The 24,289-nt window shown below is 75.0% G+C and carries 26 protein-coding genes; 13 read left to right on the forward strand and 13 right to left on the reverse strand.

Annotated elements, in window-relative coordinates; all coding sequences use genetic code 11:
• The 4 genes from AB0N29_RS13815 to AB0N29_RS13830 are packed head-to-tail and all read right to left on the reverse strand — an operon-like array spanning position 1 to position 3,557.
• On the reverse strand, positions 1 to 606 hold the full coding sequence (locus AB0N29_RS13815) for a response regulator transcription factor (protein WP_302271744.1): 606 nt from the start codon (positions 604 to 606) through the stop codon (positions 1 to 3).
• A gap of 11 nt (positions 607 to 617) precedes the next feature.
• Positions 618 to 1,754: a histidine kinase gene (locus tag AB0N29_RS13820; RefSeq protein ID WP_302268761.1), complete on the reverse strand. Its 1,137-nt coding sequence runs from the start codon at positions 1,752 to 1,754 to the stop codon at positions 618 to 620.
• A 22-nt stretch (positions 1,755 to 1,776) separates the two neighbouring features.
• The gene (locus AB0N29_RS13825) at positions 1,777 to 2,556 is read right to left on the reverse strand and encodes an ABC transporter permease (protein WP_364867516.1); all 780 of its coding nucleotides are present in this window, start codon (positions 2,554 to 2,556) and stop codon (positions 1,777 to 1,779) included.
• Positions 2,553 to 3,557 carry an ABC transporter ATP-binding protein gene (locus tag AB0N29_RS13830; protein WP_364867519.1) on the reverse strand — a complete coding sequence of 335 codons (1,005 nt, stop codon included), beginning with the start codon at positions 3,555 to 3,557 and terminating at the stop codon, positions 2,553 to 2,555. The genes AB0N29_RS13825 and AB0N29_RS13830 overlap by 4 nt, the downstream gene beginning before the upstream one ends.
• A gap of 278 nt (positions 3,558 to 3,835) precedes the next feature.
• Here AB0N29_RS13830 and AB0N29_RS13835 point away from each other — a divergent pair, with 278 nt between their 5' ends.
• The 3 genes from AB0N29_RS13835 to AB0N29_RS13845 are packed head-to-tail and all read left to right on the forward strand — an operon-like array spanning position 3,836 to position 6,134.
• Positions 3,836 to 4,531, forward strand: coding sequence for a PadR family transcriptional regulator (locus tag AB0N29_RS13835; protein ID WP_364867521.1), 696 nt, complete (start codon positions 3,836 to 3,838; stop codon positions 4,529 to 4,531).
• A complete protein-coding gene (locus AB0N29_RS13840) occupies positions 4,528 to 4,923 on the forward strand; it encodes a DUF1707 domain-containing protein (protein WP_364867523.1) in 396 nt (131 codons plus the stop codon). Before AB0N29_RS13835 ends, AB0N29_RS13840 begins: the two co-directional genes overlap by 4 nt.
• Positions 4,920 to 6,134: an acyl-CoA dehydrogenase family protein gene (locus AB0N29_RS13845; RefSeq protein WP_364867525.1), complete on the forward strand. Its 1,215-nt coding sequence runs from the start codon at positions 4,920 to 4,922 to the stop codon at positions 6,132 to 6,134. Before AB0N29_RS13840 ends, AB0N29_RS13845 begins: the two co-directional genes overlap by 4 nt.
• Before the next feature lie 22 nt (positions 6,135 to 6,156).
• Here the strand turns inward: AB0N29_RS13845 and AB0N29_RS13850 are convergent, their stop codons facing one another.
• Positions 6,157 to 6,444, reverse strand: a complete 288-nt coding sequence (locus tag AB0N29_RS13850; RefSeq protein WP_302268714.1) for a hypothetical protein — start codon at positions 6,442 to 6,444, stop codon at positions 6,157 to 6,159.
• 227 nt (positions 6,445 to 6,671) lie between these two features.
• Here AB0N29_RS13850 and AB0N29_RS13855 point away from each other — a divergent pair, with 227 nt between their 5' ends.
• Positions 6,672 to 7,697 (forward strand): hypothetical protein, encoded by a 1,026-nt coding sequence (locus AB0N29_RS13855; RefSeq protein WP_364867528.1) that lies wholly within the window; start codon positions 6,672 to 6,674, stop codon positions 7,695 to 7,697.
• Positions 7,694 to 8,302 (forward strand): hypothetical protein, encoded by a 609-nt coding sequence (locus AB0N29_RS13860; protein WP_302268712.1) that lies wholly within the window; start codon positions 7,694 to 7,696, stop codon positions 8,300 to 8,302. The genes AB0N29_RS13855 and AB0N29_RS13860 overlap by 4 nt, the downstream gene beginning before the upstream one ends.
• A gap of 15 nt (positions 8,303 to 8,317) precedes the next feature.
• Here the strand turns inward: AB0N29_RS13860 and AB0N29_RS13865 are convergent, their stop codons facing one another.
• The 3 genes from AB0N29_RS13865 to AB0N29_RS13875 all read right to left on the reverse strand — a co-directional run bounded on the left by AB0N29_RS13865 (position 8,318) and on the right by AB0N29_RS13875 (position 10,357).
• The gene (locus AB0N29_RS13865; protein ID WP_364867530.1) at positions 8,318 to 9,274 is read right to left on the reverse strand and encodes an LLM class flavin-dependent oxidoreductase; all 957 of its coding nucleotides are present in this window, start codon (positions 9,272 to 9,274) and stop codon (positions 8,318 to 8,320) included.
• Between the two features lie 110 nt (positions 9,275 to 9,384).
• The gene (locus AB0N29_RS13870) at positions 9,385 to 9,996 is read right to left on the reverse strand and encodes a YceI family protein (protein ID WP_364867532.1); all 612 of its coding nucleotides are present in this window, start codon (positions 9,994 to 9,996) and stop codon (positions 9,385 to 9,387) included.
• A 205-nt stretch (positions 9,997 to 10,201) separates the two neighbouring features.
• Positions 10,202 to 10,357 carry a hypothetical protein gene (locus tag AB0N29_RS13875; protein WP_302268709.1) on the reverse strand — a complete coding sequence of 52 codons (156 nt, stop codon included), beginning with the start codon at positions 10,355 to 10,357 and terminating at the stop codon, positions 10,202 to 10,204.
• 261 nt (positions 10,358 to 10,618) lie between these two features.
• On the opposite strand from AB0N29_RS13875, the gene AB0N29_RS13880 reads away from it, so the two are divergent.
• Positions 10,619 to 12,334, forward strand: a complete 1,716-nt coding sequence (locus tag AB0N29_RS13880; protein ID WP_302268708.1) for a DEAD/DEAH box helicase — start codon at positions 10,619 to 10,621, stop codon at positions 12,332 to 12,334.
• A gap of 29 nt (positions 12,335 to 12,363) precedes the next feature.
• Here AB0N29_RS13880 and AB0N29_RS13885 read toward each other — a convergent pair whose 3' ends face one another.
• Positions 12,364 to 13,311: an NAD(P)/FAD-dependent oxidoreductase gene (locus tag AB0N29_RS13885; protein ID WP_364867535.1), complete on the reverse strand. Its 948-nt coding sequence runs from the start codon at positions 13,309 to 13,311 to the stop codon at positions 12,364 to 12,366.
• A 28-nt stretch (positions 13,312 to 13,339) separates the two neighbouring features.
• Here AB0N29_RS13885 and AB0N29_RS13890 point away from each other — a divergent pair, with 28 nt between their 5' ends.
• The 3 genes from AB0N29_RS13890 to AB0N29_RS13900 all read left to right on the forward strand — a co-directional run bounded on the left by AB0N29_RS13890 (position 13,340) and on the right by AB0N29_RS13900 (position 17,450).
• The gene (locus AB0N29_RS13890; protein WP_302268706.1) at positions 13,340 to 13,792 is read left to right on the forward strand and encodes a MerR family transcriptional regulator; all 453 of its coding nucleotides are present in this window, start codon (positions 13,340 to 13,342) and stop codon (positions 13,790 to 13,792) included.
• Between the two features lie 50 nt (positions 13,793 to 13,842).
• On the forward strand, positions 13,843 to 15,777 hold the full coding sequence (locus AB0N29_RS13895) for a penicillin-binding transpeptidase domain-containing protein (protein WP_364867538.1): 1,935 nt from the start codon (positions 13,843 to 13,845) through the stop codon (positions 15,775 to 15,777).
• A 206-nt stretch (positions 15,778 to 15,983) separates the two neighbouring features.
• The gene (locus AB0N29_RS13900) at positions 15,984 to 17,450 is read left to right on the forward strand and encodes an NAD-dependent succinate-semialdehyde dehydrogenase (RefSeq protein ID WP_364867541.1); all 1,467 of its coding nucleotides are present in this window, start codon (positions 15,984 to 15,986) and stop codon (positions 17,448 to 17,450) included.
• Positions 17,451 to 17,459: 9 nt separating this feature from the next.
• Here the strand turns inward: AB0N29_RS13900 and AB0N29_RS13905 are convergent, their stop codons facing one another.
• Positions 17,460 to 18,425 carry a hypothetical protein gene (locus AB0N29_RS13905; RefSeq protein ID WP_364867543.1) on the reverse strand — a complete coding sequence of 322 codons (966 nt, stop codon included), beginning with the start codon at positions 18,423 to 18,425 and terminating at the stop codon, positions 17,460 to 17,462.
• A gap of 144 nt (positions 18,426 to 18,569) precedes the next feature.
• Here AB0N29_RS13905 and AB0N29_RS13910 point away from each other — a divergent pair, with 144 nt between their 5' ends.
• The 4 genes from AB0N29_RS13910 to AB0N29_RS13925 all read left to right on the forward strand — a co-directional run bounded on the left by AB0N29_RS13910 (position 18,570) and on the right by AB0N29_RS13925 (position 21,480).
• Entirely contained in the window at positions 18,570 to 19,142 is a 573-nt protein-coding gene (locus tag AB0N29_RS13910; RefSeq protein WP_302268704.1) for a potassium channel family protein, read from the forward strand.
• Between the two features lie 114 nt (positions 19,143 to 19,256).
• Positions 19,257 to 19,646 carry a hypothetical protein gene (locus tag AB0N29_RS13915; RefSeq protein WP_302268703.1) on the forward strand — a complete coding sequence of 130 codons (390 nt, stop codon included), beginning with the start codon at positions 19,257 to 19,259 and terminating at the stop codon, positions 19,644 to 19,646.
• A gap of 107 nt (positions 19,647 to 19,753) precedes the next feature.
• Positions 19,754 to 20,212, forward strand: a complete 459-nt coding sequence (locus tag AB0N29_RS13920) for a DUF350 domain-containing protein (protein WP_302268702.1) — start codon at positions 19,754 to 19,756, stop codon at positions 20,210 to 20,212.
• On the forward strand, positions 20,212 to 21,480 hold the full coding sequence (locus tag AB0N29_RS13925; RefSeq protein WP_302268701.1) for a glutathionylspermidine synthase family protein: 1,269 nt from the start codon (positions 20,212 to 20,214) through the stop codon (positions 21,478 to 21,480). The genes AB0N29_RS13920 and AB0N29_RS13925 overlap by 1 nt, the downstream gene beginning before the upstream one ends.
• 104 nt (positions 21,481 to 21,584) lie before the next feature.
• Here AB0N29_RS13925 and AB0N29_RS13930 read toward each other — a convergent pair whose 3' ends face one another.
• The 3 genes from AB0N29_RS13930 to AB0N29_RS13940 are packed head-to-tail and all read right to left on the reverse strand — an operon-like array spanning position 21,585 to position 24,278.
• Positions 21,585 to 22,604 (reverse strand): LuxR C-terminal-related transcriptional regulator, encoded by a 1,020-nt coding sequence (locus AB0N29_RS13930; RefSeq protein WP_364867547.1) that lies wholly within the window; start codon positions 22,602 to 22,604, stop codon positions 21,585 to 21,587.
• Between the two features lie 10 nt (positions 22,605 to 22,614).
• Positions 22,615 to 23,280, reverse strand: a complete 666-nt coding sequence (locus tag AB0N29_RS13935) for a TIGR03086 family metal-binding protein (protein ID WP_364867549.1) — start codon at positions 23,278 to 23,280, stop codon at positions 22,615 to 22,617.
• Positions 23,277 to 24,278: a sigma-70 family RNA polymerase sigma factor gene (locus tag AB0N29_RS13940; protein ID WP_302268698.1), complete on the reverse strand. Its 1,002-nt coding sequence runs from the start codon at positions 24,276 to 24,278 to the stop codon at positions 23,277 to 23,279. The genes AB0N29_RS13935 and AB0N29_RS13940 overlap by 4 nt, the downstream gene beginning before the upstream one ends.
• Positions 24,279 to 24,289: the final 11 nt, after the last annotated feature.

A 24,289-nucleotide genomic window follows, 5' to 3' on the forward strand; every position in this document is an offset into this window, starting at 1 on the left:
TCAGATCCACCCCATCCGGCGGGCGATGGCGCAGGCGTCGTGCCGGTTGGCGGCGCCGAGCTTGATGACGGCGCTGGACAGGTAGTTGCGCACGGTCCCGGGGGAGAGCGAGGCGCGGGCGGCGATCTCGTCGACGGGCGCCCCGTCCGCGGCCAGCTCCAGCACGTCGGCCTCCCGCGGGGTCAGTGGGCTGTCCCCGGCGGCGATCGCCTCGGTGGCCAGGTCGGGGTCGACGTACCGGCCGCCCGCGTGGACGGTCCGCACCACCCGCGCCAGGGTCGCGGCGGAGGTGGTCTTGGGCAGGAACCCCCGCACGCCCGCCGCCAGCGCCCGCTTGAGGTGGCCGGGCCGGCCGTGGCTGGTGACGATCACGGTGGCGCACCCGGGGAGGTCTGCGGCGAGCCGCTCGGCCACGGCGATGCCGTCGAGGCCGGGCATCTGCAGGTCGAGCACCGCCACGTCGACGCCGGCCCGGACCGCGGCGGCGACGGCCTCGGGGCCCGAGGCGGCCTGCGCGACCACGTCGAGGTCGTCCTCGAGGTCGAGCATCTGGGCGAGCGCCTCGCGGATGAGGTTCTCGTCGTCGGCCAGCAGCACGCGGACCACCGGGCCCCCGCTCACGGCAGCACCATCCGCACCGTGAAGGAGTCGGCGTCCCGGACCGTCTCGAGCCCGGCGCCGAGGGTGGCCAGGCGCGACCGCACGCCGGCCAGGCCCGTGCCGGCGGCGCCGTCCCCGCCGCTCTCGGGCAGGGCGCCGTCGTTGCGCACGGTCAGGGCGCCCGCGGCGTACTGCACCTCGACGCAGGTGGCCCGGGAGTGCCGCAGCACGTTGGTGACGGCCTCGCGCACCACCCACGCCGCCGGCTCGTGCCACTCCTCGGGCAGCCCGTCGACGTCGGCGGTGGCGTCGATGCCGGCCGAGCGCAGCAGCGCGACGGCGCCGTCCAGCTCCTGGGCCAGGTCGACCGCCCGGTAGCCGCGCGCCAGCTCGCGGGCCTCCTTCAGACCCTCGTGGGCCAGCGAGCGGACCTCGAGCATCCGGTCGGCCGCGCGCTCGTCGCCGCGGCCCGCGAGCGTGGCGGCGAGCTCGGCCTGGACCGCGATCGTCGCCAGCCGTCGGCCCAGCACGTCGTGGACGTCGCGGGAGAACCGGAGCCGCTCCTCGGCGACCGCCAGCGCCGCCTCGGCGTCGCGCCCGCGGTCGAGCTCCAGGACGATGTCGAGCAGCCACAGCGAGAGCCGGGCGGTGGTCATGAAGAACGCCCCGACCAGCACGCCGTACGTCGCCGTCGCGGGGTCGCTCGACGGCAGCCAGGCGGCCACACCGATGCCGACGAGACCGGCGACCGCGACCCGGCGGTCGCGGTAGCCGCCCAGGCCCCAGGCCAGGGAGAACGCCGCGAGCAGCCCGAGGGCGTCCGGCAGGTCGGTCGGCAGCGCCCGCGCCCCGGCGGTCGCGAGGACGGCGAGGCCGACCAGGACGCCGGTGCTCCGGACGGGCAGCGGGCCGGTGTGCGGGTAGATCCGGATGGCGTCGCGCAGCGACCAGGCGGAGGCCACGGAGAGCGCGGCGCCGGCCGCGACGGTCGTGGCGTACGCCGCGGGGTGCTGGCGCGCCGCAGGCACGGCGCCGAGGAGGATCAGGAGGTTCATCCCGCCGGCGATGACGTAGAGCGACTGGCGGGTGTACAGGTCCACGCGCTGGACCTGGTCGCGGTCGGACCAGGCGCGACGCCACCACCGCTGCAGCACGGCCCCGACCCTAGTCGCGCCGTCAGGCGCGGGGCTCCCACCGCATCGAGCGGCGGGCGAGGTACCCGGCCAGCGCCGCCCACGCGACCAGCACCAGCAGCGGCTGCCCGGCGGCCGCCCAGCTGCCGGCGAAGTCGAGTGTCCGCTCGGTGCTGCCGGTCTCCATGCCGAACCAGCTCACCCGCACCAGGTCGGTCATCGCGGCGCCCGGCGTCAGGTCGGTGAACCGACGGACCTCGTCGGGGAAGCCGATCGCGACCTGGCCCAGCACGGCGAGCAGGATCACCGGCATGCTCGTGATCTGGGCGGCCTCGGCGTTGCTGGTCCAGGCGGCCGTCCACAGCGCGAACGCCGCGAACATCAGCAGCGTGACGACCACGGTCACGGCGTACAGCAGCGGGTTGAGCGGCGCGTTCTGGCCGAAGGCGATCGCGAGCGGCACCGCGACCACGGCGGTCGCCAGCGCTACCGCGAAGCCGGGCAGCGCCAGCGAGGTGATGATCTCCGCGTCGGTGCTCTCGCCGGTGCGCAGCCGCTTGAGCACCAGCTCGTCGCGGCGGGTGACCAGCTGGGAAAGCAGGTTGTAGAAGACCGGGAAGAGCGCCGCCATCATCAGCGCGGTCATGATCGCGGCCGCGCCGGCGCCGCCGGAGTCCTCCGACCCGCTGTCGCCGACCAGCAGCAGGCCGAGCGGGAGCAGCGGGAGGACGACGCCGTAGATGAGCGTGAGCCGGTTGCGCAGGACCAGGGTGGCGTTCGCGCGGGCCAGGCCCGCGGTGCGGGACAGCGAGAGCGTGGTCATCGGGCGGCTCCTCCGGTCGGGCGGGCGGGTTCGGGTGTGGGTGCGGGTGCGGGGGCCGGCTCCTCGCCGGAGGCGATGGCGAGGAAGACCGACTCGAGCGAGGCGCTGCGGGCCTCGAGGCCGGGCAGGCGCACGTCGCGGTCGGCCGCGGCGGTGAGCAGCGCGGTCAGCGTCGCCTGCAGGTCGCGGGACCCGATGGTCGTGGTGCCGTGGTCGGTGCCGACCCGGGCGACCGCGGGCAGACCGTGCAGGTCGGGGAGCCCGGCCGCGGTGCCCTCGAACCGGATCGTCGAGGGGTGGTCGGCGCCGAGCTGGGCGGGCGTGCCCTCGCGGACGATGCGCCCGGCGTGCATGATCGCCACCCGGTCGGCCAGCTCCTCGGCCTCCTCCAGGTGGTGGGTGGTCAGCAGCACCGAGCAGCCGCGGTCGCGCAGGCCCGCGACCAGCTCCCACACGCGGCGGCGGCTCTCCGGGTCCAGCCCGGTGGTGGGCTCGTCGAGCAGCACGACCTCCGGCTCGCCGAGCAGCGTGCACGCCAGGTCCAGGCGGCGCAGCTCGCCGCCGGAGAGGGCGCGGACCCGTACGTCGGCGCGGCCGGCCAGGTCGAGGTCGGCCAGCGCGTCGGCGACCGGCCGCGGGGCGGTCATCGTCGCCGCCCACATGCGCAGCGTCTCGGCCACGGTGAGGTCCGCCGGGAACCCACTGCTCTGCAGCAGCACGCCGGTCCGGCGCCGTACCTCCGCCCGGTCGGCCACCGGGTCCAGCCCGAGCACCCGGACCTCCCCGGCGCTCGGCGGCGCCAGCCCCTCGACCACCTCGAGCGCGGACGTCTTGCCGGCGCCGTTCGTGCCCAGGAGGGCGACGACGGTCCCGGCCTCGACCACCAGGTCGACGCCGCGGACGGCCTCGAACGCCGCGGGGCCCGTGCCGTAGGTCCGGTGGAGCCCCCGCACCTCGATGTGCGGACCGCTGGGGACGGCAGGAGCAGTGCTGGTCGTCATGCGTCCCACGCTCCCAGCGGATCAGGCCCTGCCCCAGTGCGCCGGCTCACCGGTCGGCCATGACATCTGTCAGGTCAGGCCCCGCGGGCGGTCCCGGCCCTCGGGCGGAACTCCTCAGGTGAAACCTGCGCTTCCCAGGGGAGGTTTCCCCCAAGAAGCGCAGGAATCCCCGGGGGGCCGGGGAATCCGACACCGCAGTCCTTGTCTGGACGGTCCTATCGACGTACTGTCGCGATAGATCGCGAACAGTTCGCGACACGTACTCGAAGGAGAGCGCCATGAAGCACCACCACCACCCCCAGCGCGGCGGCCCCGGACCCTGGGGCGCCTGGTCCGACCTGGGCGGCGGGCACCGCGGCGGCGGCCGTCGCGGCGGACCGCCGCCGTGGCTCGCCGGCCTCTTCGGCGGCCCGGGCGCCGGCGACGGCCGTCGCGGACCCCGCGCCCGCCGCGGCGACGTCCGTGCGGCCATCCTGGACGTGCTGGCCACGGCCGGCGAGACCGAGCAGCTCAACGGCTACCAGGTCATCCAGGCGATCACCGACCGCACGGAGGGCGCCTGGCGGCCCAGCCCCGGCTCGGTGTACCCGACCGTGCAGCAGCTCGAGGACGAGGGCCTGGTCGAGACCGACGCCGACCGCGGTCGCCGCGCGCTGCGCCTCACCGAGGCCGGCCGGGCGTACGTCGCCGAGCACCCCGAGGAGCTCGCCGCGGTCTGGTCGCCCTTCGAGGCGTCGACCCGCGAGGACGCCCGCGGCGGCGTCGACGTCCGTCCCGAGATCGGGCAGGTCATGAGCGCGGTCTGGCAGATCGTCACCACCGGCAGCGAGGGCCAGCGCCGCGCGGCCGTCGACGTCCTCGTCGACACCCGTCGCCGGCTGTACGGCATCCTCGCCGACGGCGACCCGGCCGAGGACCCGGCCGACGACCAGGCCGGGGACCGGCCGGACGACCGGCCCGCCACGGACGCATGAACGAGCACCTGCGCATCGGCGACGCCGAGCGCGACCGGGCGGCGGCCGACCTCGCAGAGCACTACGCCGAGGGCCGGCTGACCGCCGAGGAGCACGCGGAGCGCCTCGACCGGGTCTGGGCCGCCCGCACGCGGGCGGACCTGGGTCCCGTGTTCCGCGACCTGCCGGCCGCCCCTCCGGCCGCACCCCTCCGGTCCACCCGGTCCGTCCGGTCCGTGCCGGGCCGGGGGGCGGCCCGTCGGTCGGGGCCCTCGCCGGCGGTGCTCGCGGTCGCCGGGGGGCTGGTCGCGCTGACCGTGCTCACCCACCTGCCCCTGGTGCTGCTGGCGCTCGTGCTCTTCGTCGTGGTGCGCAGACACCGGCGAGGCGCGTGGTTACCCTCCGGTACGTGACGACACCCTCGTTCGACCTCGGCCCCGACCACCTCGAGCTGCGCGACTGGGTCCACTCCTTCGCCGCCGACGTCATCCGCCCGGCCGCGCCGGAGTGGGACGAGCGCGAGGAGTTCCCGTGGCCGGTGCTGGAGGAGGCCGCGAAGATCGGGCTCTACTCCCTCGACTTCTTCGCCACCCAGAGCTTCGACGAGAGCGGTCTCGGCATCCCGGTGACCATGGAGGAGCTCTTCTGGGGCGACGCCGGCATCGGCCTCGCCATCGTCGGCACCGCCCTCGCGGCCGCCGGCGTCAGCGCGAACGGCACGCCCGAGCAGGTCGGCGAGTGGGTCCCGGAGATGTTCGGCCAGCCCGGGGACCTGCGCCTCGGCGCGTTCTGCTCCTCCGAGCCCGACGCCGGCAGCGACGTGGGCGCGATGCGCACGCGTGCGACGTACGACGAGGCGACCGACGAGTGGGTCGTCAACGGGACCAAGACGTGGGCGACGAACGGCGGCCTGGCCGACGTGCACGTCGTCACCGCGGTCGTCGACCCCGACCTGCGCTCGCGCGGCCAGGCGTCGTTCGTCGTCCCGCCCGGCACCAAGGGCCTCAGCCAGGGGCAGAAGTTCCACAAGCACGGCATCCGCGCCTCCCACACCGCCGAGGTCGTGCTCGACCAGGTGCGCGTGCCGGGCCGCTGCCTGCTGGGCGGCAAGGAGAAGCTCGACGCCCGCCTGGCCCGCGCCCGGGAGGGCACCCGCGCCGGCGGCAACGCCAGCATGGCGACGTTCGAGCGGACCCGCCCCGCGGTCGGGGCCCAGGCCGTCGGCATCGCCCGGGCTGCCTACGAGGTGGCGCTGGACTACGCCGGGACCCGCGAGCAGTTCGGCCGGCCGATCATCGAGAACCAGGCCATCGCCTTCGCGCTGGCCGACATGAAGACCTCCATCGACGCCGCCCGGCTGCTGGTGTGGCGTGCCGCGTGGATGGCCAGCCAGGGCAAGACCTTCGAGGCGGCCGAGGGGTCGATGTCCAAGCTGGTCGCCGGCGAGACGGCCGTCAAGGTCACCGGCCAGGCCATGCAGATCCTCGGCGGCAACGGGTTCACCCGCGAGTACCCCGTGGAGCGGATGGCCCGCGACGCCAAGATCTACACGATCTTCGAGGGCACCTCGGAGATCCAGCGCCTCGTCATCGCCCGCGCGATCTCCGGGGCCCAGATCCGCTGACCCGGACCGGGCGGACGGGGCGTCAGCCCGCCTCGTCGAAGCGCAGGCCGAGCGCGTCGCGGACCTCGTCCAGGGTCAGCCCGGCCGCCTCGAGGAAGCGCCGGACCACCGTCTCCTCCACCGCGTCGTCCACCGGCACCCCGGGCTCGGTCGAGCGCTGCAGGAGGTCGCCGGCGACCGCGGTGAGGGCTTCGCGCTCGGTGCAGCCGATCCGCCGGTACGACGCCAGCAGCCGCTGCTCCGCCGGGCCGATCCATCCGAGCCCCTCCCGCCGCTCGTCGGCGGGGGCGGGGTCCTGCGGGTCGGTCATGCGGTCCTCCTGGATCAGCGGGGTGCGTGCGCGGGCGGACCCGCGCGCCGTCCCCCCGGAGGCACGCGGATCCGCGAGCGCCCAGTCTCGGCGCGGGTCGGGCCCGGCGAGGCGCCGTTTCCCGCGTGTGAGGTGTTCCCGGACGATCCCGAACAGCCTCCGGCCGGCCCGGACGCGACCTAGGGTGGCGCCGGACGCGCACTCGGCTCGGGAGGGGGCACGCGGACGTGGAGGTCGACGACGACAGGGCGACCCGGCCCGGTGAGCCCGGCGGGGGTGCCCGCTGGGACGGGCTGGCCGAGCAGCTGCAGGCGCTCCGGCGCGCGGCGGGCGAGCCCTCGTTCGCCGAGATCGCCCGACGTGTCGCCGAGCAGCGGCTCGCCGCGGGTGCCGACGAGCACGCCGCGCGGGTGGCCCGCACGACGGTGTACGACGCGTTCCGCACCGGCCGGGCCCGGGTGAACGTCCCGCTCGTCCGCGAGATCGTCCACGCGCTCGACGGCGACGCGGCGCTGGTCGACGGCTGGCTGCGGGCCCCCGCCCCCGCCCCGGTCCCCGCGCCCGTCCCCGCGCCCGCGCCGGCCGAGGCGACCGAGGCGACCGAGCCGGCCGACCCGGCCGCCCAGGCCACCGAGCCGGCCGAGCGGGTCCGCCCCGCCGGGGTGCTGCTGCTCATGACCGCCTGCGTGCTGGTCAACCTGCTGGGCCGGTCGTTCGTCGACCTGCTCGCGCTGCCGGTCTACCTCGACATGGTCGGCACCGCGGTCGCCGCGATCGCGCTCGGCCCCTGGCGCGGTGCGGCGGTCGGCCTCGCCTCGAACCTCGCGGGCACGCTCAGCAGCGGCGAGGAGTCGATCCCGTTCGCCCTCGTGAACATCGCCGGCGCGCTCGTCTGGGGGTACGGCGCCCGCCGGCTCGGACTCGGCCGCACCCTGCCGCGCTTCCTCGGCCTGAACGCCGCGGCCGCGCTGGTCTGCACCCTCGTCGCCGTCCCGATCCTCGTGCTGCTCTACGACGGCAGCACCGGCCACGGCGAGGACGCGGTGAGCGCCACGTTCCTCGCCGCGACCGACCGCCTCGTGGTCGCCGTCGGTGCCGGCAACGTCCTGGTGTCGCTGGGGGACAAGGTGATCAGCGGCTTCGTCGCGCTGGTGGCGATCTCCGCCCTGCCGCCGGCGGTCCGGGCCGGGGTCGACCTGCCGCTGGGCCCCACAGGAGCTCCTGGGGGGCCCCCGGCCCGGCGGGCCGCGTGAGGTCGCGATTCCACGGGCGCATCGCCGGCGTGGGCACCACCAGCGGGGTGCGGGTGGTGGTGGGCCACTGGCACGCGACCCCGCTGCGCGCGTTCTCCGACGCGATGGTGGAGACCGCCGCCGGGCACCGGCTGCTGCTGGCCCCGCACGCCGAGGCTGCCGAGTTCATCGCCGCGACGTACACCTTCGACGAGGTCCGCATCGAGCCGTTCGCCGTGACCGAGCACGCGGCGGAGGGCGGCAGCCGCTGGGAGGTGCGGTCCCCCTCGCTCGCCCTCGACCTCACCGTCGGCGGCCGCACCGCGCTCGGCCGGCTGCTGCGCCTGGTCCCGCCCCGGCTGGCGACCGCGCCGGCGTTCGGCGCGCTCACCGACCCCCTCGCCCGGGTCCTGCTGGACGGCGTGCGCACCCGCGGGTCGGCGGCCGGCACCCGGCGCGAGTGGTACGGCGCGACCGACCACCACGCCGTCACCGCGGCCACCGGCAGCCTGGAGGGCGCCGACCTGGGCTCGCTGGCGCCGGTGGAGCCGCCTCCGCGGTTCGGGTTCTCCTCGACCCCGCGTCGACCCTCGGTCACGAGTGTCGTGACCACCGTCCAGGAGTAGCCGGGACGGGCCGGGTCAGGCCCGCACCGCCGGCATGACCGTCTCGCAGACCAGCCGCAGCGACGCCCAGGACGGCTCCGCCGGGAGACCGCCGCAGGCGGGGTGGCAGGTGACCAGCCGGACCTCGCGGGAGCGGACCCGCTCGACCAGGTCCTCGGGCGTGACCACGAGGTACACCCCGGCCTCCTGCATCTCCTCGACGGAGCGCGAGGGGTCGAGCACGTGGGAGGCGGCGTCGCCGTGCCAGGACTGGTACGCCGCGGCGTCGGCCAGCAGGTGGTGGCCCCAGCGCTCCCAGAACTCCTCGGGCCGCTCGGCGCAGAACACGTTCGCCGGTCCGGGTGGCGCGGTCAGCACGACCCCCGGCTCGCGGCCCAGCTCGCGGCACGCCGCGACGTACTCCTCCCGGAGGGCGGGGTCGGAGTGCTGGGGCTGGAAGGAGAGCCCGAGCCGGGCCGCACGGCGGGCGGCGGCCGGGGTGCCGCCGCCGTACAGGAGGAAGGGGTGGGGGTCGCTGAAGGGCCGCGGCGTGACCCGTCCGGTGGCCCACGCGTCGAGCACCGCGGTGATCCGCTCCTCGACGTCGCGCCCGCGGGTGCGCCAGGAGCGGTCGAACAGGTCGTACTCGACCTCGCGGTAGCCCAGCCCGAAGGTGAGGCTGACCCGTCCCGCGGCCAGGTGGTCCAGGACCGCGATGTCCTCGGCCAGCCGCAGCGGGTCGTGCAGGTTGACCAGCAGCGCCGCCACGGTGATCGGCACCCGCGAGGTCACCGCCGCCATCGCCGAGGCGACCAGCAGCGGGGAGGGCAGGTAGCCGTCGTCGGAGGCGTGGTGCTCGGAGAGCATGATCGCGTCCTGCCCGTGGGCGTCGACGTACGCCGCCTGCTGCAGCGACCGGGCGTAGACCTCCTGCCGGGTGGCGGCGTCGCCGCCGGGGACGCGGAAGTCGTAGCGGGTGACGAACGAGACCATGGGCGACAGCGTGGCCTGCCGCCCCGGCCGCGTCGAGGGCCCGGCCGTCCCGGTCCGGACGTGCGACCGGGGCCGCCCACCTCGGTGGACGGCCCCGGTCGGGAGTCGGGTCAGGCGTTCTTGATCGCCGAGACGTCGAACTCGAGCTTGATCTTCTCGGAGACGAGGACGCCGCCGGTCTCGAGCGCGGCGTTCCAGGTCAGGCCCCAGTCCTTGCGGTTGATGGCGGTGCCGCCCTCGAAGCCCACGCGGAGGTTGCCGAACGGGTCCTGCGCGGAACCGGTCTCGTCGAAGGCGATGGTGACGGGCTTGGTGGTGCCCGCGATCGTCAGGTCGCCGGTGATGGCCCAGGTGTCGTCGTCGACCTTCTCGACCTTGGTCGAGCGGAAGGTGATCTCCGGGTTGGTGCCGGCGTCGAAGAAGTCGGCGGAGGTGAGGTGGCCGTCGCGGTCGGCGGAGCCGGTGTCGATGCTGGCGGTCTTGATGGTCAGCGAGACGTGGGAGGCCGACGGGTTCGCGGTGTCGATGTGCGCGGTGCCCTCGAACTCCTTGAAGGCGCCGCGGACGGTGGTGACCATCGCGTGGCGGGCGCTGAAGCCGATCCGGCTGTGCGAGGCGTCGATGGTGTAGTCGCCGGTGATGTCGGCGACGGCCGTGGTGGCGGCGTCGAAGACGGGCTCGGCGGCGGCGGGGGTCTCGGACTTGCGGCTGAAGATGCTCATGGGGTGCTCCAGGTGCGGGGTGGTGGTGGGGTGCTCGTGGAAGCATCCACGAGTTTCGTTCAAAGTTCAACCACTAGAACGGACCAGGGTCCGGTTTCATTCCCGTCGTCGGGAGGATGGTCTGGACCGACCCTCCGGAACGCACCACGGCCGCGCCCCTCGTGGGGCGCGGCCGTGGTGGCTGGCTGCTGCGGACCGGCTGCGGTCAGGCGGCGTGGTACGTCGCCGTGGTGCGGCCGAGGGCCACGCCCTCGTCGAGCCAGCGGGCCTCCATGTGCGTGCGGCCGCGGCTGTCGACGACGGGCACCCAGCACATCGTGGGTCGCGTGCGCGACCCCGTGGTCACCGTGGATTCCTGCATGGGACACCTCCTGTTCACCTTCTGTTCACCCAGCGTAGCCGATCCCCACCAGCGTGACCAGGAACCGCCCGGAACGGGCGCGACGCTCCACCTCGGGGTCGCTGCGGCGGCGTACGTGCCGAGCACGCTCCCGAGGGGATGCGGCGAGGCCTCCGCAGCCGTCCCCGGCCGCCGCCGCGGTGGTCTCCGGCGGGCGCGGTGACCCAGCGCACCGCGACGCGGAAGAGCGGCCCGGCGCGCCGAACCTCTACGGTGGGGAGGGTGAGCACCACCGAAGACGCCCCTGCCCCCACGACCACCTTCGCGGACCTGGGCCTCGACGACTCCGTGCTGCGCGCCCTCAAGGACGTCGGCTACGAGACGCCGTCGCCCATCCAGGCCGCCACCATCCCCCCGCTGCTCGAGGGCCGCGACGTCGTCGGCCTGGCGCAGACCGGCACCGGCAAGACCGCCGCCTTCGCGCTGCCGATCCTCAGCAAGCTGGACCTGAAGCAGAAGACGCCGCAGGCGCTGGTGCTCGCCCCCACCCGTGAGCTCGCGCTCCAGGTGTGCGAGGCCTTCGAGCGGTACGCCGCGCACCGCAAGGGCGTGCACGTGCTCCCCGTCTACGGCGGCCAGGCGTACGGCGTCCAGCTCTCCGCGCTCCGCCGCGGCGTCCACGTGGTCGTGGGCACCCCCGGCCGGATCATGGACCACCTCGACAAGGGCACCCTCGACCTGTCCGAGCTGCGCTTCCTGGTGCTCGACGAGGCCGACGAGATGCTCAACATGGGCTTCGCCGAGGACGTCGAGACGATCCTCGCGAGCACGCCCGAGGACAAGAACGTCGCGCTGTTCTCCGCGACGATGCCCGCGCAGATCCGCCGGCTCTCCAAGAGCTACCTGCGCGACCCGCAGGAGATCACCGTCAAGGCGAGCTCCACGACGGCCGCGAACATCACCCAGCGCTACCTGCTGGTCAGCTACCCGCAGAAGGTCGACGCCCTCACGCGCATCCTCGAGGTCGAGAACTTCGAGGGGATGATCGTCTTCGTCCGCACCAAGCACGAGACCGAGACGCTCGCCGAGAAGCTGCGCGCCCGGGGCTTCTCCGCCGCCGCGATCAACGGCGACGTCGCGCAGGCGGTCCGCGAGCGGACCGTCAACCAGCTGAAGTCGGGCAAGCTCGACATCCTCGTCGCCACCGACGTCGCGGCCCGCGGCCTCGACGTCGAGCGGATCAGCCACGTCGTCAACTACGACATCCCCACCGACACCGAGTCCTACGTCCACCGCATCGGCCGCACCGGCCGCGCGGGCCGGACCGGCGACGCGATCTCGTTCGTGACCCCGCGCGAGCGCTACCTGCTCAAGCACATCGAGAAGGCGACCCGGCAGCCGCTGACCCAGATGCCGCTGCCGAACGTCGACGACGTCAACGCCACCCGGCTCTCCCGCTTCGACGACGCGATCACCGAGGCGCTGGGCCAGACCGACCGGATCGAGAAGTTCCGCGACATCATCGGGCACTACGTCAAGGAGTACGACGTGCCCGAGGTCGACGTGGCCGCCGCGCTCGCCGTCGTGGCGCAGGGCGACACCCCGCTGCTGCTCGACCCCAAGGCCGAGGTGCGCCCGCCGCGCGTCGACGACCGTCCCGAGCGCAAGGACCGGGGCGACCGTCCCGACCGCGGCGAGCGCAAGCCGCGCGGGCGCACCGACGTCCCGATGGCGACGTACCGGATCAACGTCGGCAAGCGGCACAAGGTCGAGCCGCGCCAGATCGTCGGCGCGATCGCCAACGAGGGCGGCCTCCAGCGCGGGGACTTCGGGCACATCCAGATCCGCCCGGACTTCTCCCTCGTCGAGCTGCCGGCGGACCTGTCGCCGACCGTCTTCCAGAAGCTCGAGGAGACCAGGATCTCCGGCAAGCTCATCGAGCTCCAGCCCGACAACGGCCCGGCCCGCCCGGCCCGCAAGCCGCGCCACAAGGGCTGACCCCGGCCGGCTCGGGCCGGCTCCGGTCGCTAGAGGAGCGCCGCCACCATCGCGGCCCCGGCGACCATGCCGGACGCCGCGGCGACGAGCACGGAGGCCATCGGCATCGGCAGCGCGGCGACGTGCGCCATGTCGCCGGCGGCGTGCACGCGCGGCAGGCTGGTGCGGCCCATGACGTCGACCTCCACGCCGCCCGACGGCAGCGTGGCCAGCCCGAGCTGCTCGGCGAACGGCGCGGCCTGGGTGCTCACCGGCACCACGAAGACGCCGGCGTGCTCCTCGGTGGAGCCGTCGGCGAACGTGACGGTCGCACCGCCGGCGCTGCGGCAGAAGCCGACGACCGGCTCGCTCCGCACCTCGACGCCGTCGGGCAGGTCGGCCTCGAGGGGCGCGCCGTCGGCGAGCACGGTGAGGCGGGACGCCACCGGCGCCATGATCCGGGTCAGGTGACCGGCGGCCGGCCCGGCGCCGAGGACGGCGACCGACCGGCCGGCGTACTCGTGGCCGTGGCAGAACGGGCAGTGCGCCGCCTCCCGGCCCCAGAGGCCCGCGAGGCCCGGCTTGTCGGGGAGGGTGTCGCGCAGCCCGGTCGCCAGGACCAGGCCCCGGGCGCGCACGGTGCTGCCGTCGGCGAGGTCGACGGCGTACCCGCCCTCGTCCGGCGCGACGCGCTCGGCGCCGACGGCGCGCACGTCCACGGTGTCGTACGCCGCGAGCTCGGCGCGGGCCGCCGCGCGCAGCTCCGCCGGCGGGGTGCCGTCGTGGGTGAGGAAGTTGTGCATCGCGTCGGCCGTCTCGTTGCGGTAGCGGCCGCTGTCGAGCAGCAGCACCGAGCGGTGCACGCGGCCGAGGGTGAGCGCCGCCTGGAGGCCGGCGGGGCCGCCGCCGACGACGACCGCGTCGTACCGCGCTCCGGTGCTGCCGGCGGGGGATTCGGTTCGGGAGGGGGCTGCTGGGGTGGCTGCTGAGTTGTCCATGGTCAGCAGTCTGTGAGTTCATGTTGACATGAAGTCAAGCGAGCGCATCCAGCGGTGGTCGGTGGGCGACCTGGCGAGCCGGTTCGGGCTGGCGACGCACGTGCTGCGGCACTGGGAGGACGTCGGGCTGCTGTCGCCGGCCCGGGACGCCTCCGGGCGGCGCCGCTACGGCCAGGACGAGGTGGTGCGGGTGGCGGTGATCATCCGCAGCAAGGCAGCGGGGATGACCCTCGAGCAGATCGCGGTGATGCTCGACGCGGAGGCCGCGGACCGGCACGCGGTGCTCCAGGCGCACCTCGACGACCTCGACCGGCGGATGAAGGAGATGGAGCGGTCCCGGGAGATGACCGAGCACGCGCTGCGCTGCGGGGCGCACGACATCGCCACGTGCCCCCGCTTCAAGGCCGCCGTCACCGACCTGGTGGAGGGCAAGATCGACGCCTTCCCCACCGGTCAGCAGATCCACGCCTCGCTGGGCTGACCCCGCCCGGGCCGGGCGGGCTGTCGCCGACGGCTGGTAGAAGGGTCTGCATGCGTGCTCCCGCCCGTCTCGCGCCCGCCGCCGTCCTGCTGCTGACCGCGGCCCTGGCCGGCTGCTCGGGCGAGGACTCCGCGCCCGGCCCCGAGGAGGCGGCCGCCGAGCTCGCCCGGGGCCTCGCCGCCGGTGACCTCGACGGCGTCGCGCTCGCCGGCGCCACGGCCGCCGAGGCGCAGGAGTCCTACGACGCGGTGGTCGCCGGCGTCAGGTCCGAGGACCAGGCGCCCTCGGTCGAGGTCGGTGACGTGCGCGAGGCGGCCGAGGGGTCGGAGGAGGAGGCGGCGAGCGCCGCCACCGCGACCCTCACCTGGTCCTGGCCGGTCATGGACGGCGAGGAGTGGACCTACGAGTCCCAGGCGGAGCTGCGCCGTGCGGGCGAGGAGTGGCAGGTCGCCTGGGACCCCTCGGTGGTCGAGCCCGGCCTCACCGAGGGCGAGGTGCTCGACCGGACCACGCTCGCGCCCGACCGCGGGGAGATCACCGGCGCCGGCGGCACGGCCCTGGTGACCGACCGGCCCGTGGTGACCTTCGGGATCGACAAGCCGCGCGCCCCGCTGCGGCAGGCCGTCGCGGACGCCCGCGGGCTGGCGGCGCTGGTCGGCACCGACCCGGCGGCGTACGCCGCGCAGGTGCGCGAGGCCGGCGACGAGGCGTTCGTCGAGGCGATCACCTACCGCGACGACGAGGTCCCGCCGGCGGTCAGCCAGGGCATCGGTGCCCTCGACAGCGTCATCGCGATCCCGGGCCGGCGACCGCTCGCGCCGACCAAGGAGTTCGCCGCGCCCCTGCTCGGCACCGTCGGCGACGTCACCGCGGAGATGATCGAGGAGGACCCCTCCCTGCAGGCGGGTGACGAGGCCGGCCTCTCGGGCCTCCAGGCGCGCTACGACGACCAGCTTCAGGGCACCCCGGGCGTCCTGGTCGAGGCGGTGGGCGCCGACGGCGCGGAGCGCGAGCTGTTCCGGGTCGAGCCGACCCCGGGGGAGGAGCTGCCCACCACGCTGGACGTCGACCTGCAGCTCGCGGCCGAGCGGGTGCTGGCGCAGGTCGGCCCGGCGAGCGCGCTGGTGGCGGTGCGTCCGAGCGACGGCGCGGTGCTGGCGGCCGCGAACGGGCCGGGCAACGCGGGTCTCAACATCGCGACGTACGGCCAGCTGGCCCCGGGGTCGACGTTCAAGACGGTCTCCAGCCTGGCCCTGCTGCGCGCCGGGCTGCGTCCGGGGACGAGCGTGCCCTGCACGGCGACGCTCACCGTCGACGGGCGGCGGTTCACGAACTACTCCGACTACCCCGCCTCGGGGCTCGGCGACGTGCCGCTGCGCACCGCGGTGGCCAACAGCTGCAACACCGCCTTCATCTCCCAGCGCGACGAGCTCGAGCGGGGGTCCGGCACCGACGCGCTCGCCGAGGCGGCCGGCTCCCTCGGCCTCGGCGTCGACCACGACCTGGGGTTCCCGGCGTTCTTCGGCAGCCTCGAGCCCCCCGCCTCGGAGACCGCGGCCGCCGCCGACCTCATCGGCCAGGGCAAGGTGCTGGCCTCACCGATGGTCATGGCGACGGTGATGGCGAGCGTGCAGGAGGGCACGACCGTGGTGCCGCGGCTGCTCGAGCAGGTCGAGGTCTCGGTCCCCGAGGGCGTCGAGCCGCTGCGGCCGGCGGAGGCGCGGGCCCTGCGCTCGCTGCTCCGCTCGGTGGTCACCGACGGGAGCGGTGCCCAGCTCGCCGACGTCCCGGGGCCGCCGGTGCTGGCCAAGACCGGCACCGCGGAGTTCGAGCACGGCGGGCGGATCGACACCCACGCGTGGATGGTCGCGGCCCAGGGCGACCTGGCGGTCGCGGTCTTCGTGGAGCGCGGCGAGTCCGGCTCGAGCACGGCCGGCCCGCTGCTCGAGTCGTTCCTCAGGGCGGCCCGCCGGGCCGGGGGTTGAGACCGGGCCGACGGGCCGACGGCCCGACCCTGGCGTGGGGACGCCGGTGGGCCGGGCAAGGGAGAACCCCTCGCCGCATGGGGTCGGCAAGGGGTTCGTGCCGTCTTCTCGGTGCTCCCTCCGAAGTCGACATGCAAAGCATTCCACGCACGTCAAGGCCGTGTCAGCCATTTGGTCGAAGAGGTCGAGGTGACAGTCTCGGAGCCATGACCGGACCGAACCGTCTCCCCCTGATCACCGACCAGCAGCGCAACCTCCTCGTCGGCGGGCAGTGGCGCCCGGCCGAGGACGGCGCACGCTTCGAGGTCGTCGACCCGGCCGACGGCTCGGTCCTGACCGACGTCGCCGACGCCTCGGTCGCCGACGCCGCCGACGCCCTCGACGCCGCCGCGGAGGCCCAGGTGACCTGGGGCCGGACGCCGCCGCGCGAGCGCGGCGAGATCCTGCGCACGGCGTTCCAGCTCGTCGACGACCGCGCCGACGACTTCGCGCGGCTGATGAGCCTGGAGATGGGCAAGACGGTCGCCGAGGCGCGGGGCGAGGTCGGCTACGGCAACGAGTTCTTCCGCTGGTTCTCCGAGGAGGCGGTGCGCATCCACGGGCGCTACATGGCCAACCCCGCGGGCGGGAGCCGGTTGCTGACCCTGAAGAAGCCGGTCGGCCCCTGCCTGTTCGTCACGCCGTGGAACTTCCCGCTCGCCATGGGCACCCGCAAGATCGGGCCCGCCATCGCCGCGGGCTGCACGATGGTCGTCAAGCCCGCCGCCCAGACGCCGCTGACCATGCTGGCGCTGGCCGGGGTGCTCGCCGAGGCCGGGCTGCCCGACGGCGTGCTCAACGTTGTCACCTCCACCCGCGCCGCCGAGATCAGCGAGGCGCTGCAGGCCGACGACCGGCTGCGCAAGGTGTCCTTCACCGGGTCGACCGCGGTCGGGCGGATCATGGTGCGCCAGTCGGCCGATCGGCTCCAGCGGGTCAGCATGGAGCTCGGCGGCAACGCGCCGTTCCTCGTCTTCGCCGACGCCGACCTCGACGCCGCCGTCGACGGCGCGATGATCGCCAAGATGCGGAACATGGGCGAGGCCTGCACCGCCGCGAACCGGTTCCTCGTGCAGGCCGAGGTCGCCGAGGAGTTCGGTCGCCGGCTCGCCGAGCGGATGGGCGGGCTGACCCTCGGCCGCGGGCAGGACGAGGGCACCGACGTCGGGCCGCTGATCGACGAGAAGGCAGTGGAGTCGGTCAGCCAGCTGGTCACCGACGCCGTGCACGACGGCGCCCGGGTGGTCGTCGGCGGCGAGCGGCACGACGGGCCCGGCTACTTCTACCCGCCGACCGTGCTGCTCGACGTGCCCCAGGACTCCGCGATCAACGCCGAGGAGATCTTCGGCCCGGTCGCGCCGATCACGACCTTCGAGACCGAGGAGGAGGCGGTCGCGAAGGCGAACGACACCGAGTACGGCCTCGCCTCCTACGTCTACACCCGCGACCTGGCCCGCACGATCCGGCTGGCGGAGTCCCTGGAGTTCGGCATGGTCGGCGTCAACACCGGCCTCATCTCCAACCCCGCGGCGCCGTTCGGCGGGGTCAAGGCCAGCGGCTTCGGCCGCGAGGGCGGGTTCGAGGGCATCGAGGAGTACCTCGAGACGACGTACGTCGCGCTGCCGGCCGGCTGAGGGTCCCCCTCACGAGGCGGTCAGGTGGTGCAGCCAGCGGTCCCAGCCGCGGCCGAGCGGGTCGCGGCCGGGCACCGGCGGGCGGTCGCTGCGCCACCAGGCGAACACGTCGGCGCCCTCGCGCAGCCGCAGCCAGAGGGGTACGGCGAGCCGCGGGCGGCCGCCGCGGACCGCGTCGAGGGCCGTCCCGGCGAGCCGGCCCACCGCGTCGGCGTACCGCTCGGGGACCAGGTCGGCGCCGGCCACGGGTGCGCCCGGGAGCGCGACCTCGAGGTCCAGCAGCACGTGGTCGTCGCGGGCCTCGAGCCACCAGTGGTCGGCCGGGACCGGCAGCGCCGGGGAGGCGACCGAGCGCTGCACGCGCTCGACGAGCTCCTGCTCGGCCGGGCCGACCCGGCCGTCGACGAGCACCGTGCCGGCCCCGGCGACGAAGCGCCAGGTCGTGGTCCGGTCGCCGTACGCCGTCCGTGCGGCCTCCTGCACGTCGTGGGCGAGCCCGCCGCCGGCGTCGACCGCCACGGTGGTGCTGCCCGGGGCGACGGTCCAGGTGAGCGGCCCGAGCAGGGCGTCGCTCGTCCGGCGGAACGCCTCGACCGCGGAGCGGGCCCCGCCGGTCGCGAACGCCTCGTCGCCGACGAGCAGGTCCTCGGGGTGGTCGGCCTCGCGCAGCTCGAGCCGATAGGTGGACCAGCCCCCGTCGCCGCCCGCCTCGGCGACGCCCCGCGCGACCCGGACCACCTCGCCGACGCCGGCACCGGGCCGGACGGTCACCGCCACCTGCGCCCCGCGGTCGGCGGACGGGCCGGCCACCGACACCTCCGCCACCGCGGGGAGACGGCCGACGTCGGCCCGGACGCCCATCGCCCGGTCGACCTGCGTCCCGGCGCAGCCGGCGAGCGTGGCGAGAGCCGCGAGGACCAGGGGTGCCGGCAGCAGGGCAGCGGTCGCCACCAGCCGTCCCCCCCAGGTCGCCATGGCTCCCATGGTGGGCGGCGGCGCGGCGGGCGTCCGGCGATCGGCCGAACTCGTGCCGCCGGCAGCGGCCACGGCGACCGGGTGGGTTGAGCACGACCCCGGCGGGGAAGGAACGTGCGGCCGGCCCCCGCACGTTGGAGAACGATGGACACCCCCCGCAGCACCGACGCCCCCACCACCCCCACCGGTGCCGCGAGCGCGGCTCGGGCCGCGCGCCTCGCCCGTCCCGCACGGAGGCTGGTCAACCACCCGTGGCTGCTCGTCGTCGGGATCCTCGGGACCTGGGTGGGCTGCTCGTTGCTCTACGCCGCCCTGGAGGACAAGGGGCCGGTCGAGTCGCTGTGGTGGGGCGTCGTGACCGGGTCCACGGTCGGGTACGGCGACTCCTACCCCGCCAGCACCGCGGGCCGGGTCGTGGCCGTGGTGCTGATCGTGACCATGCTCGTCCTCGTGCCGATCGCGATCGGCCACGTGATCGCCGGCCTGGTGCACGACCGCAACCAGTTCACCCACCTCGAGCAGGTCGCCCTCGCCGAGACGATCGAGTCGCTCCACGACCGGGTCGAGCTGCTCCAGCACCTGGTGGTGGACAGCCTGGTCGACGTCCACGGCGAGGACTGGGTGCGCGAGCGGCTGGCCAGCCACCGCCACGACGACGCGAGCCCGGACGACGTGGACGACCGGATGCTGGCGGCGTTCCGGGACCAGGAGTCCTGAGCCGTACCCCCGACCGGGCACTCTTGACCCACAGGCCCGAGACGCAGCACGAGACGCAGCACGCGACACAGCCCCCCAGCACGCACGCACCGCACCCCTCGGAGGACCCAGCCCATGACCACCACCACCCGGCGGCGGATGCGCTCGACGAGCGTCGCCCTCGGCGTCACCGCGCTGATGGCGGCCGGCCTCACCGGCTGCTCGTCCTCGGCCGACTACGCCGCGGTCTGCGTCAACCCCGAGACCGAGGAGCGCGTCGACGACGACCAGTGCGACGACGACAGCGACTACAACGGCGTCGGCACCGGCTTCTTCTGGTACTACCTCGGCGCCAGCTCGCGCGTGCCGTCCGTCGGGGCGCCCGTCTCCGGCGGCACCTGGAACGGCTCCTCGCTCTCCGGCAAGGTCCAGCGCGGCGGCCTGCCCTCGACCGGCGGCTCGACGGTGAAGTCGACGACCAAGACCGGCGGCTTCGGCGGCAGCAGCCGCGGCTTCTCGGGCTGACCCCCCGCCCGACCGCCCGACCGCCCGACCGCAGCCACCCGCCCGACCGCAGCCACCCGCCCGACCCGCGCCGCGCCGTACCCCTCCCTGACCTGCGAAGGAACCCGATGTCCGACCTGCTCAACGCCCTCGGCCACGCCATCGTCTACGCGGTGCTCGCCGGCATCCTGCTGGTGGTCGCCTACTACGTGCTCGACCTGGTGACCCCCGGCCACCTCGGCAGCCACCTGCGCGGCATCGACGAGCGTGGCGAGGAGTCGGTGCACGCGGCGAGCCGCTCGGCCGGCGTCGTGACCGGCGCGTGGCTCGTCTCGAACGCGGCCGTGCTGTTCACCGCGATCTGGACCAACGGCGAGACCGACCTGGGGTGGGCACTGGCCTGGACGGTGTCCTTCGGGGCTCTGGGCATCGTGCTGAACGCGGTGATGTTTTTCGTCATCGAGGCGATCACCCCCGGCGACCTGCGGCGGATCGTGACCTCCGCGGGTCCGGTGCGGCCGCTGGCGTACGTCGCTGCGGCCGTCGCCCTCAGCACCGGCGCGATCGTCTGCGCGAGCATCGCCTGATGTGGCGCCACCGCGCTCGACCGCGGCCTGACTGGGAGCGGATCGTCACCGAGCAGGGGCTGATCTTCCCGACGACCGACAAGCCGGACGGCACGAAGGTGCCGTACTGGAACGAGGCCGCCTGGTACGAGCTGACGATGGACGAGGTCGAGCTGCTGGAGTCCTCGACCGAGGAGCTGTGGGCGATGTGCGTCGACGCGGCCGGGCACATGGCCGCGACGATGACCGACCAGCGGCTCGGACTCCCGCCCGGCACGCTCGCCCTGGTCCGGGAGTCCATCGCCCGGGAGGACCCGGCGGTCTACGCCCGCTTCGACCTCGCCTACGGCGCGGACGGCTCGGTCAAGATGCTCGAGGTCAACGGCGACACCCCCACCGGGCTCGTGGAGACCGGCGTCGCGCAGTGGCGCTGGATCGAGGACGTCATGACCGACATCGACCAGTGGAACAGCGTCCACGACCGGCTGGTCAACTGTTGGCGGCGGTTGCTGAACTTCGGCGCCCTCGGCGACGGCCGCGTGCACTTCCTCTACGACCTGGGGGAGGAGGGCTCCTACGACGGCGGCGAGATGGAGATGACGGTCACCTACCTGATGGACTGCGCCATCCAGGCCGGCGTCACCGCGCTCGCGCAGCCGATCGCCGAGGTGGGCTGGAACCCCGACGCGCGCGAGTTCCGCGACGTGCACGACCAGCCGATCCGCACCGCCTTCAAGCTCTACCCCTGGGAGGAGATGCTCGGCGAGGACTTCGGCCGGCTCGTCGTCGACCGGGCCGAGCGGCAGCCCGTGCGGTGGTTCGAGCCGCCGTGGAAGGTGCTGCTCTCGACCAAGGCGATCCTGCCGGTCCTGTGGGAGCGCAACCCGGGCCACCGGCTGCTGCTGCCGGCGTACTTCGACGAGCCCCGCGACCTCGAGGAGTGGGTCGCCAAGCCGCTGCACGGGCGCGAGGGCGACAACATCCGCATCCACCTCGCCGACGGGTACGAGACGCGGATGCCCGGCGTGTACGGCGAGGAGGGATTCGTCTACCAGGGCTACACCCAGCTGCCGGTCTACGAGGGCAACCACGTGGTGCTCGGCTCCTGGATCGTCGACGGCCAGGCGGCCGGGATGATCGTCCGCGAGTCCGACGGCCCCGTCACCGACTACTTCAGCCGGGTCGTCCCGCACGCCATCAGCGACGCGCTCTCCCCCGACGACGCCCAGGTCCAGGCCTGGATCCTCGACCGGGTGTCGGCCGACGCGCCGCGGCTGCCGCCGGCCTGAGGGCTGCCGGTTTCCCCGGTCCCCCGGGGATTCCGGCACTTCTCAGGGGATGCATCGGCCGAGGAGTGCTGGTTTCCCCGGTTCCCCGGGGATTCCGGCACGGCTCAGGCCGGCGCCCCCAGCGTGCCCGCGAGGCGGGTGCGCGAGCTGATGCCGAGCTTGCGGTAGACGTGGGAGAGGTGCCACTCCACCGCCTTGACGGTGACGACCAGCTGCTCGGCGATCTGGCGGTTGGTGAGGCCGTCGGCGGCCAGCCGGGCGACGCGTCGCTCGGAGGCGGTCAGCGCCGCGAGCGCCTCGGACTGCACCTGGCGGGGTGCCTCGCCCAGGCGGTCGAGCAGGCGGCGTACCCGCCCCTGGAGCGGCCACAGCTCCTGGCGGCCGGCGTACTCCTCGGCGCCGCGGAGCAGGGCCAGCGCCTCGACGGCGACGCCCGGGTCGTGGCTGAGCAGGAGCAGGCCGGCGAGGTCGGTGTCGACCTGGGCGGCGAGGCGGTCGGCGACGGTGCCGTCCAGCGCGGCGCGGGCGCGGCGCAGCAGCTCGGTGCGGTGCGCGCCGGAGTCGGCGGTCGCCACGGTGCGCAGCGCGACCGCGACGGCGTACGGCGACCCGGACGCCTCGGCCAGCGCCAGGTGCTCGCGCGCCAGGTCGGCACCCTCGCGGAACCGGCCGATCCGCACCAGGGCGAGGGCCGCACCGCTGCGCCAGGGGAGCTCCAGGACGTGCTCGGGGCGGGGCGTGGTGCCGGCGAGCACCGCGCCGGCTTCGGTGAACCGGTCCAGCGCCAGCTCGGCGTCGGCCAACGCGGAGGCCACCTCGCCGCGGGCGTGGAGGGCGTACGCCGCCACGTCGCCGAGGTCGCCGAGGTCGCCGAGGTCGGCCTCGAGCGGCTCGGCCGTGCGCTCGACGTACGCCCCGAGCCGGTCGCCGATCGTCATCGCGTCCGCGAGGTCGCCTCGTGCCAGGCGGCACTCCACGGCCGCCGCGGCCGCTCGGACGCCCTCGCGCACGGGCAGCCCGCCGCGGAGCCGGGTCAGCGCCGAGAGCGCCTCGACGACCCGGCCGGCCCGGACCGCCTCGGTGACCCGGTCGACGGCATCGGCGGGGTCGGCGGGCTCGGGCACGGCCGCAACCCTAGGAAGCCAGCCCGTCGGGCGTACCCGCTTCGCCGGAGATCGGGGGCGGTGGTCCAGCCAGGTGCCCGGTCCTGGCCGGCCCGGGATCCCGGCCGAGGAACGCCAGCAGCTGCGCGCCGTACGTCGCGTCGTCGGGCACCGCGCGGACGGGCCCGAACCGCACCCCCCGGTCGGCCGGGTCGACCACGACGCCCGCGACCGCCAGCAGCCCGCGGGCGAGGTCGTCGGGGAGGGCCCGGCCGCGACCGGTGGCGCGACCGACGTCCCAGGCGTGCACGGTGATCTCCAGCGCGGCGGCCGCGACCAGCACCGGTCCGGCGAGACCGGCGTCGCCCACGGCGACCGGACCGCGACCGTCCCCGGTGGCGCGGCCGTCGTCGCGGGCGGCGCGCGTCCAGGCGGCGAGCAGGGCGCACGCCTTCTCCCGCAGCGCGTCGACCCGGGTCAGCGCCGGGGGCGGCGGCTCTACCTCGACCACCCCGCTGGCCGCCTCGGTGAAGGCGTCGAGCGCGTCCTCCATGTGCCCCAGCAGGGCCCGCAGGGTCCAGGCGGTGCACGGCGTACGGCGGTCGAGGTCCGCCTCGGTGACGTCGGCCAGGGTGCCGCGGGCGTAGGCCAGGGACCGGTCGAGCAGCTCGACGGCGCCGTCGAGCGCGCGGCTCACGGGACCGGCTGGGTCTGGGGCCCGTCCTGGGGCCGGTGGTCGGCGGGCAGGCGGTCGGGCAGGCCGAAGGTGGTGAACAGGCGGGCGTCGAAGAACGCCGTCACGTGCCGCACCCGGTCCCCGTCCAGCTCGATGACCTGCAGCTGGAAGGGGGTGAAGTCGCCCTCGGGGGTGCGCATGTAGAGCCCGTACGCCGGCTGCCCGTTGGCCCAGGTCGCCAGCATCGGCATGTCGTGCTCGCCGCCGGGGCACTCGTTGCCGATCAGCCAGCCGATCGCGGTGGCGCCCTTGAACCAGCTGGTGAACGGCGGCATGTCCCAGGTCGCCTCGGCGGTCAGCATCGACACGATGGCGCCGACGTCCTTGCGCCAGAAGGCGTCGACGTACCGCTCGAGCAGCTGCTGCTGCGCGTCGCTGAGGTCCGGCTCGACGGTGTCCTCGGTCAGCCCGCGGTCCTTCATCTGCGCGTGCGCGCGCTGGAGGGCGGAGTTGACCGCGGCGACGGTGGTGTCGAGCGCCTCGGCGACCTCCGCGGCCGACCAGCGCAGCACGTCGCGCAGGATCAGCACCGCGCGCTGCTTGGCGGGCAGGTGCTGGAGCGCCGCGACGAACGCCAGCCGGATCGAGTCGCGCTCGGCGACGACGACCGCCGCGTCGGGCACGGGCTCGAGCCAGGCGATCTCGTGGTCGGTCTCCAGCGCCTCGCCGGCCATCTGGTCCGGCGTGCCCAGCCCGGCGGGCAGCGGGCGGCGGGGCCGGCCCTCGAGGTTGGTCAGGCACACGTTGGTGGCGATCCGGTAGAGCCAGGTGCGCACCGAGCTGCGGCCCTGGAAGTCCGCCGACGCCTTCCACGCGCGCAGGAAGGTCTCCTGGACGAGGTCCTCGGCCTCGTGCACCGAGCCGCTCATCCGGTAGCAGTGTGCCAGCAGCTCGCGCTGGTAGCGCTCGGTGAGCGTCGGGAAGTCGCTCAGCTCGGGGTCGGTCGTCGTCGCGGTCATGCCGTCTGCCT

Origin of the sequence: Nocardioides sp. NPDC092400 (genome assembly GCF_040684155.1) — a bacterium.
In the GTDB taxonomy this organism is placed as follows: domain Bacteria; phylum Actinomycetota; class Actinomycetes; order Propionibacteriales; family Nocardioidaceae; genus Nocardioides.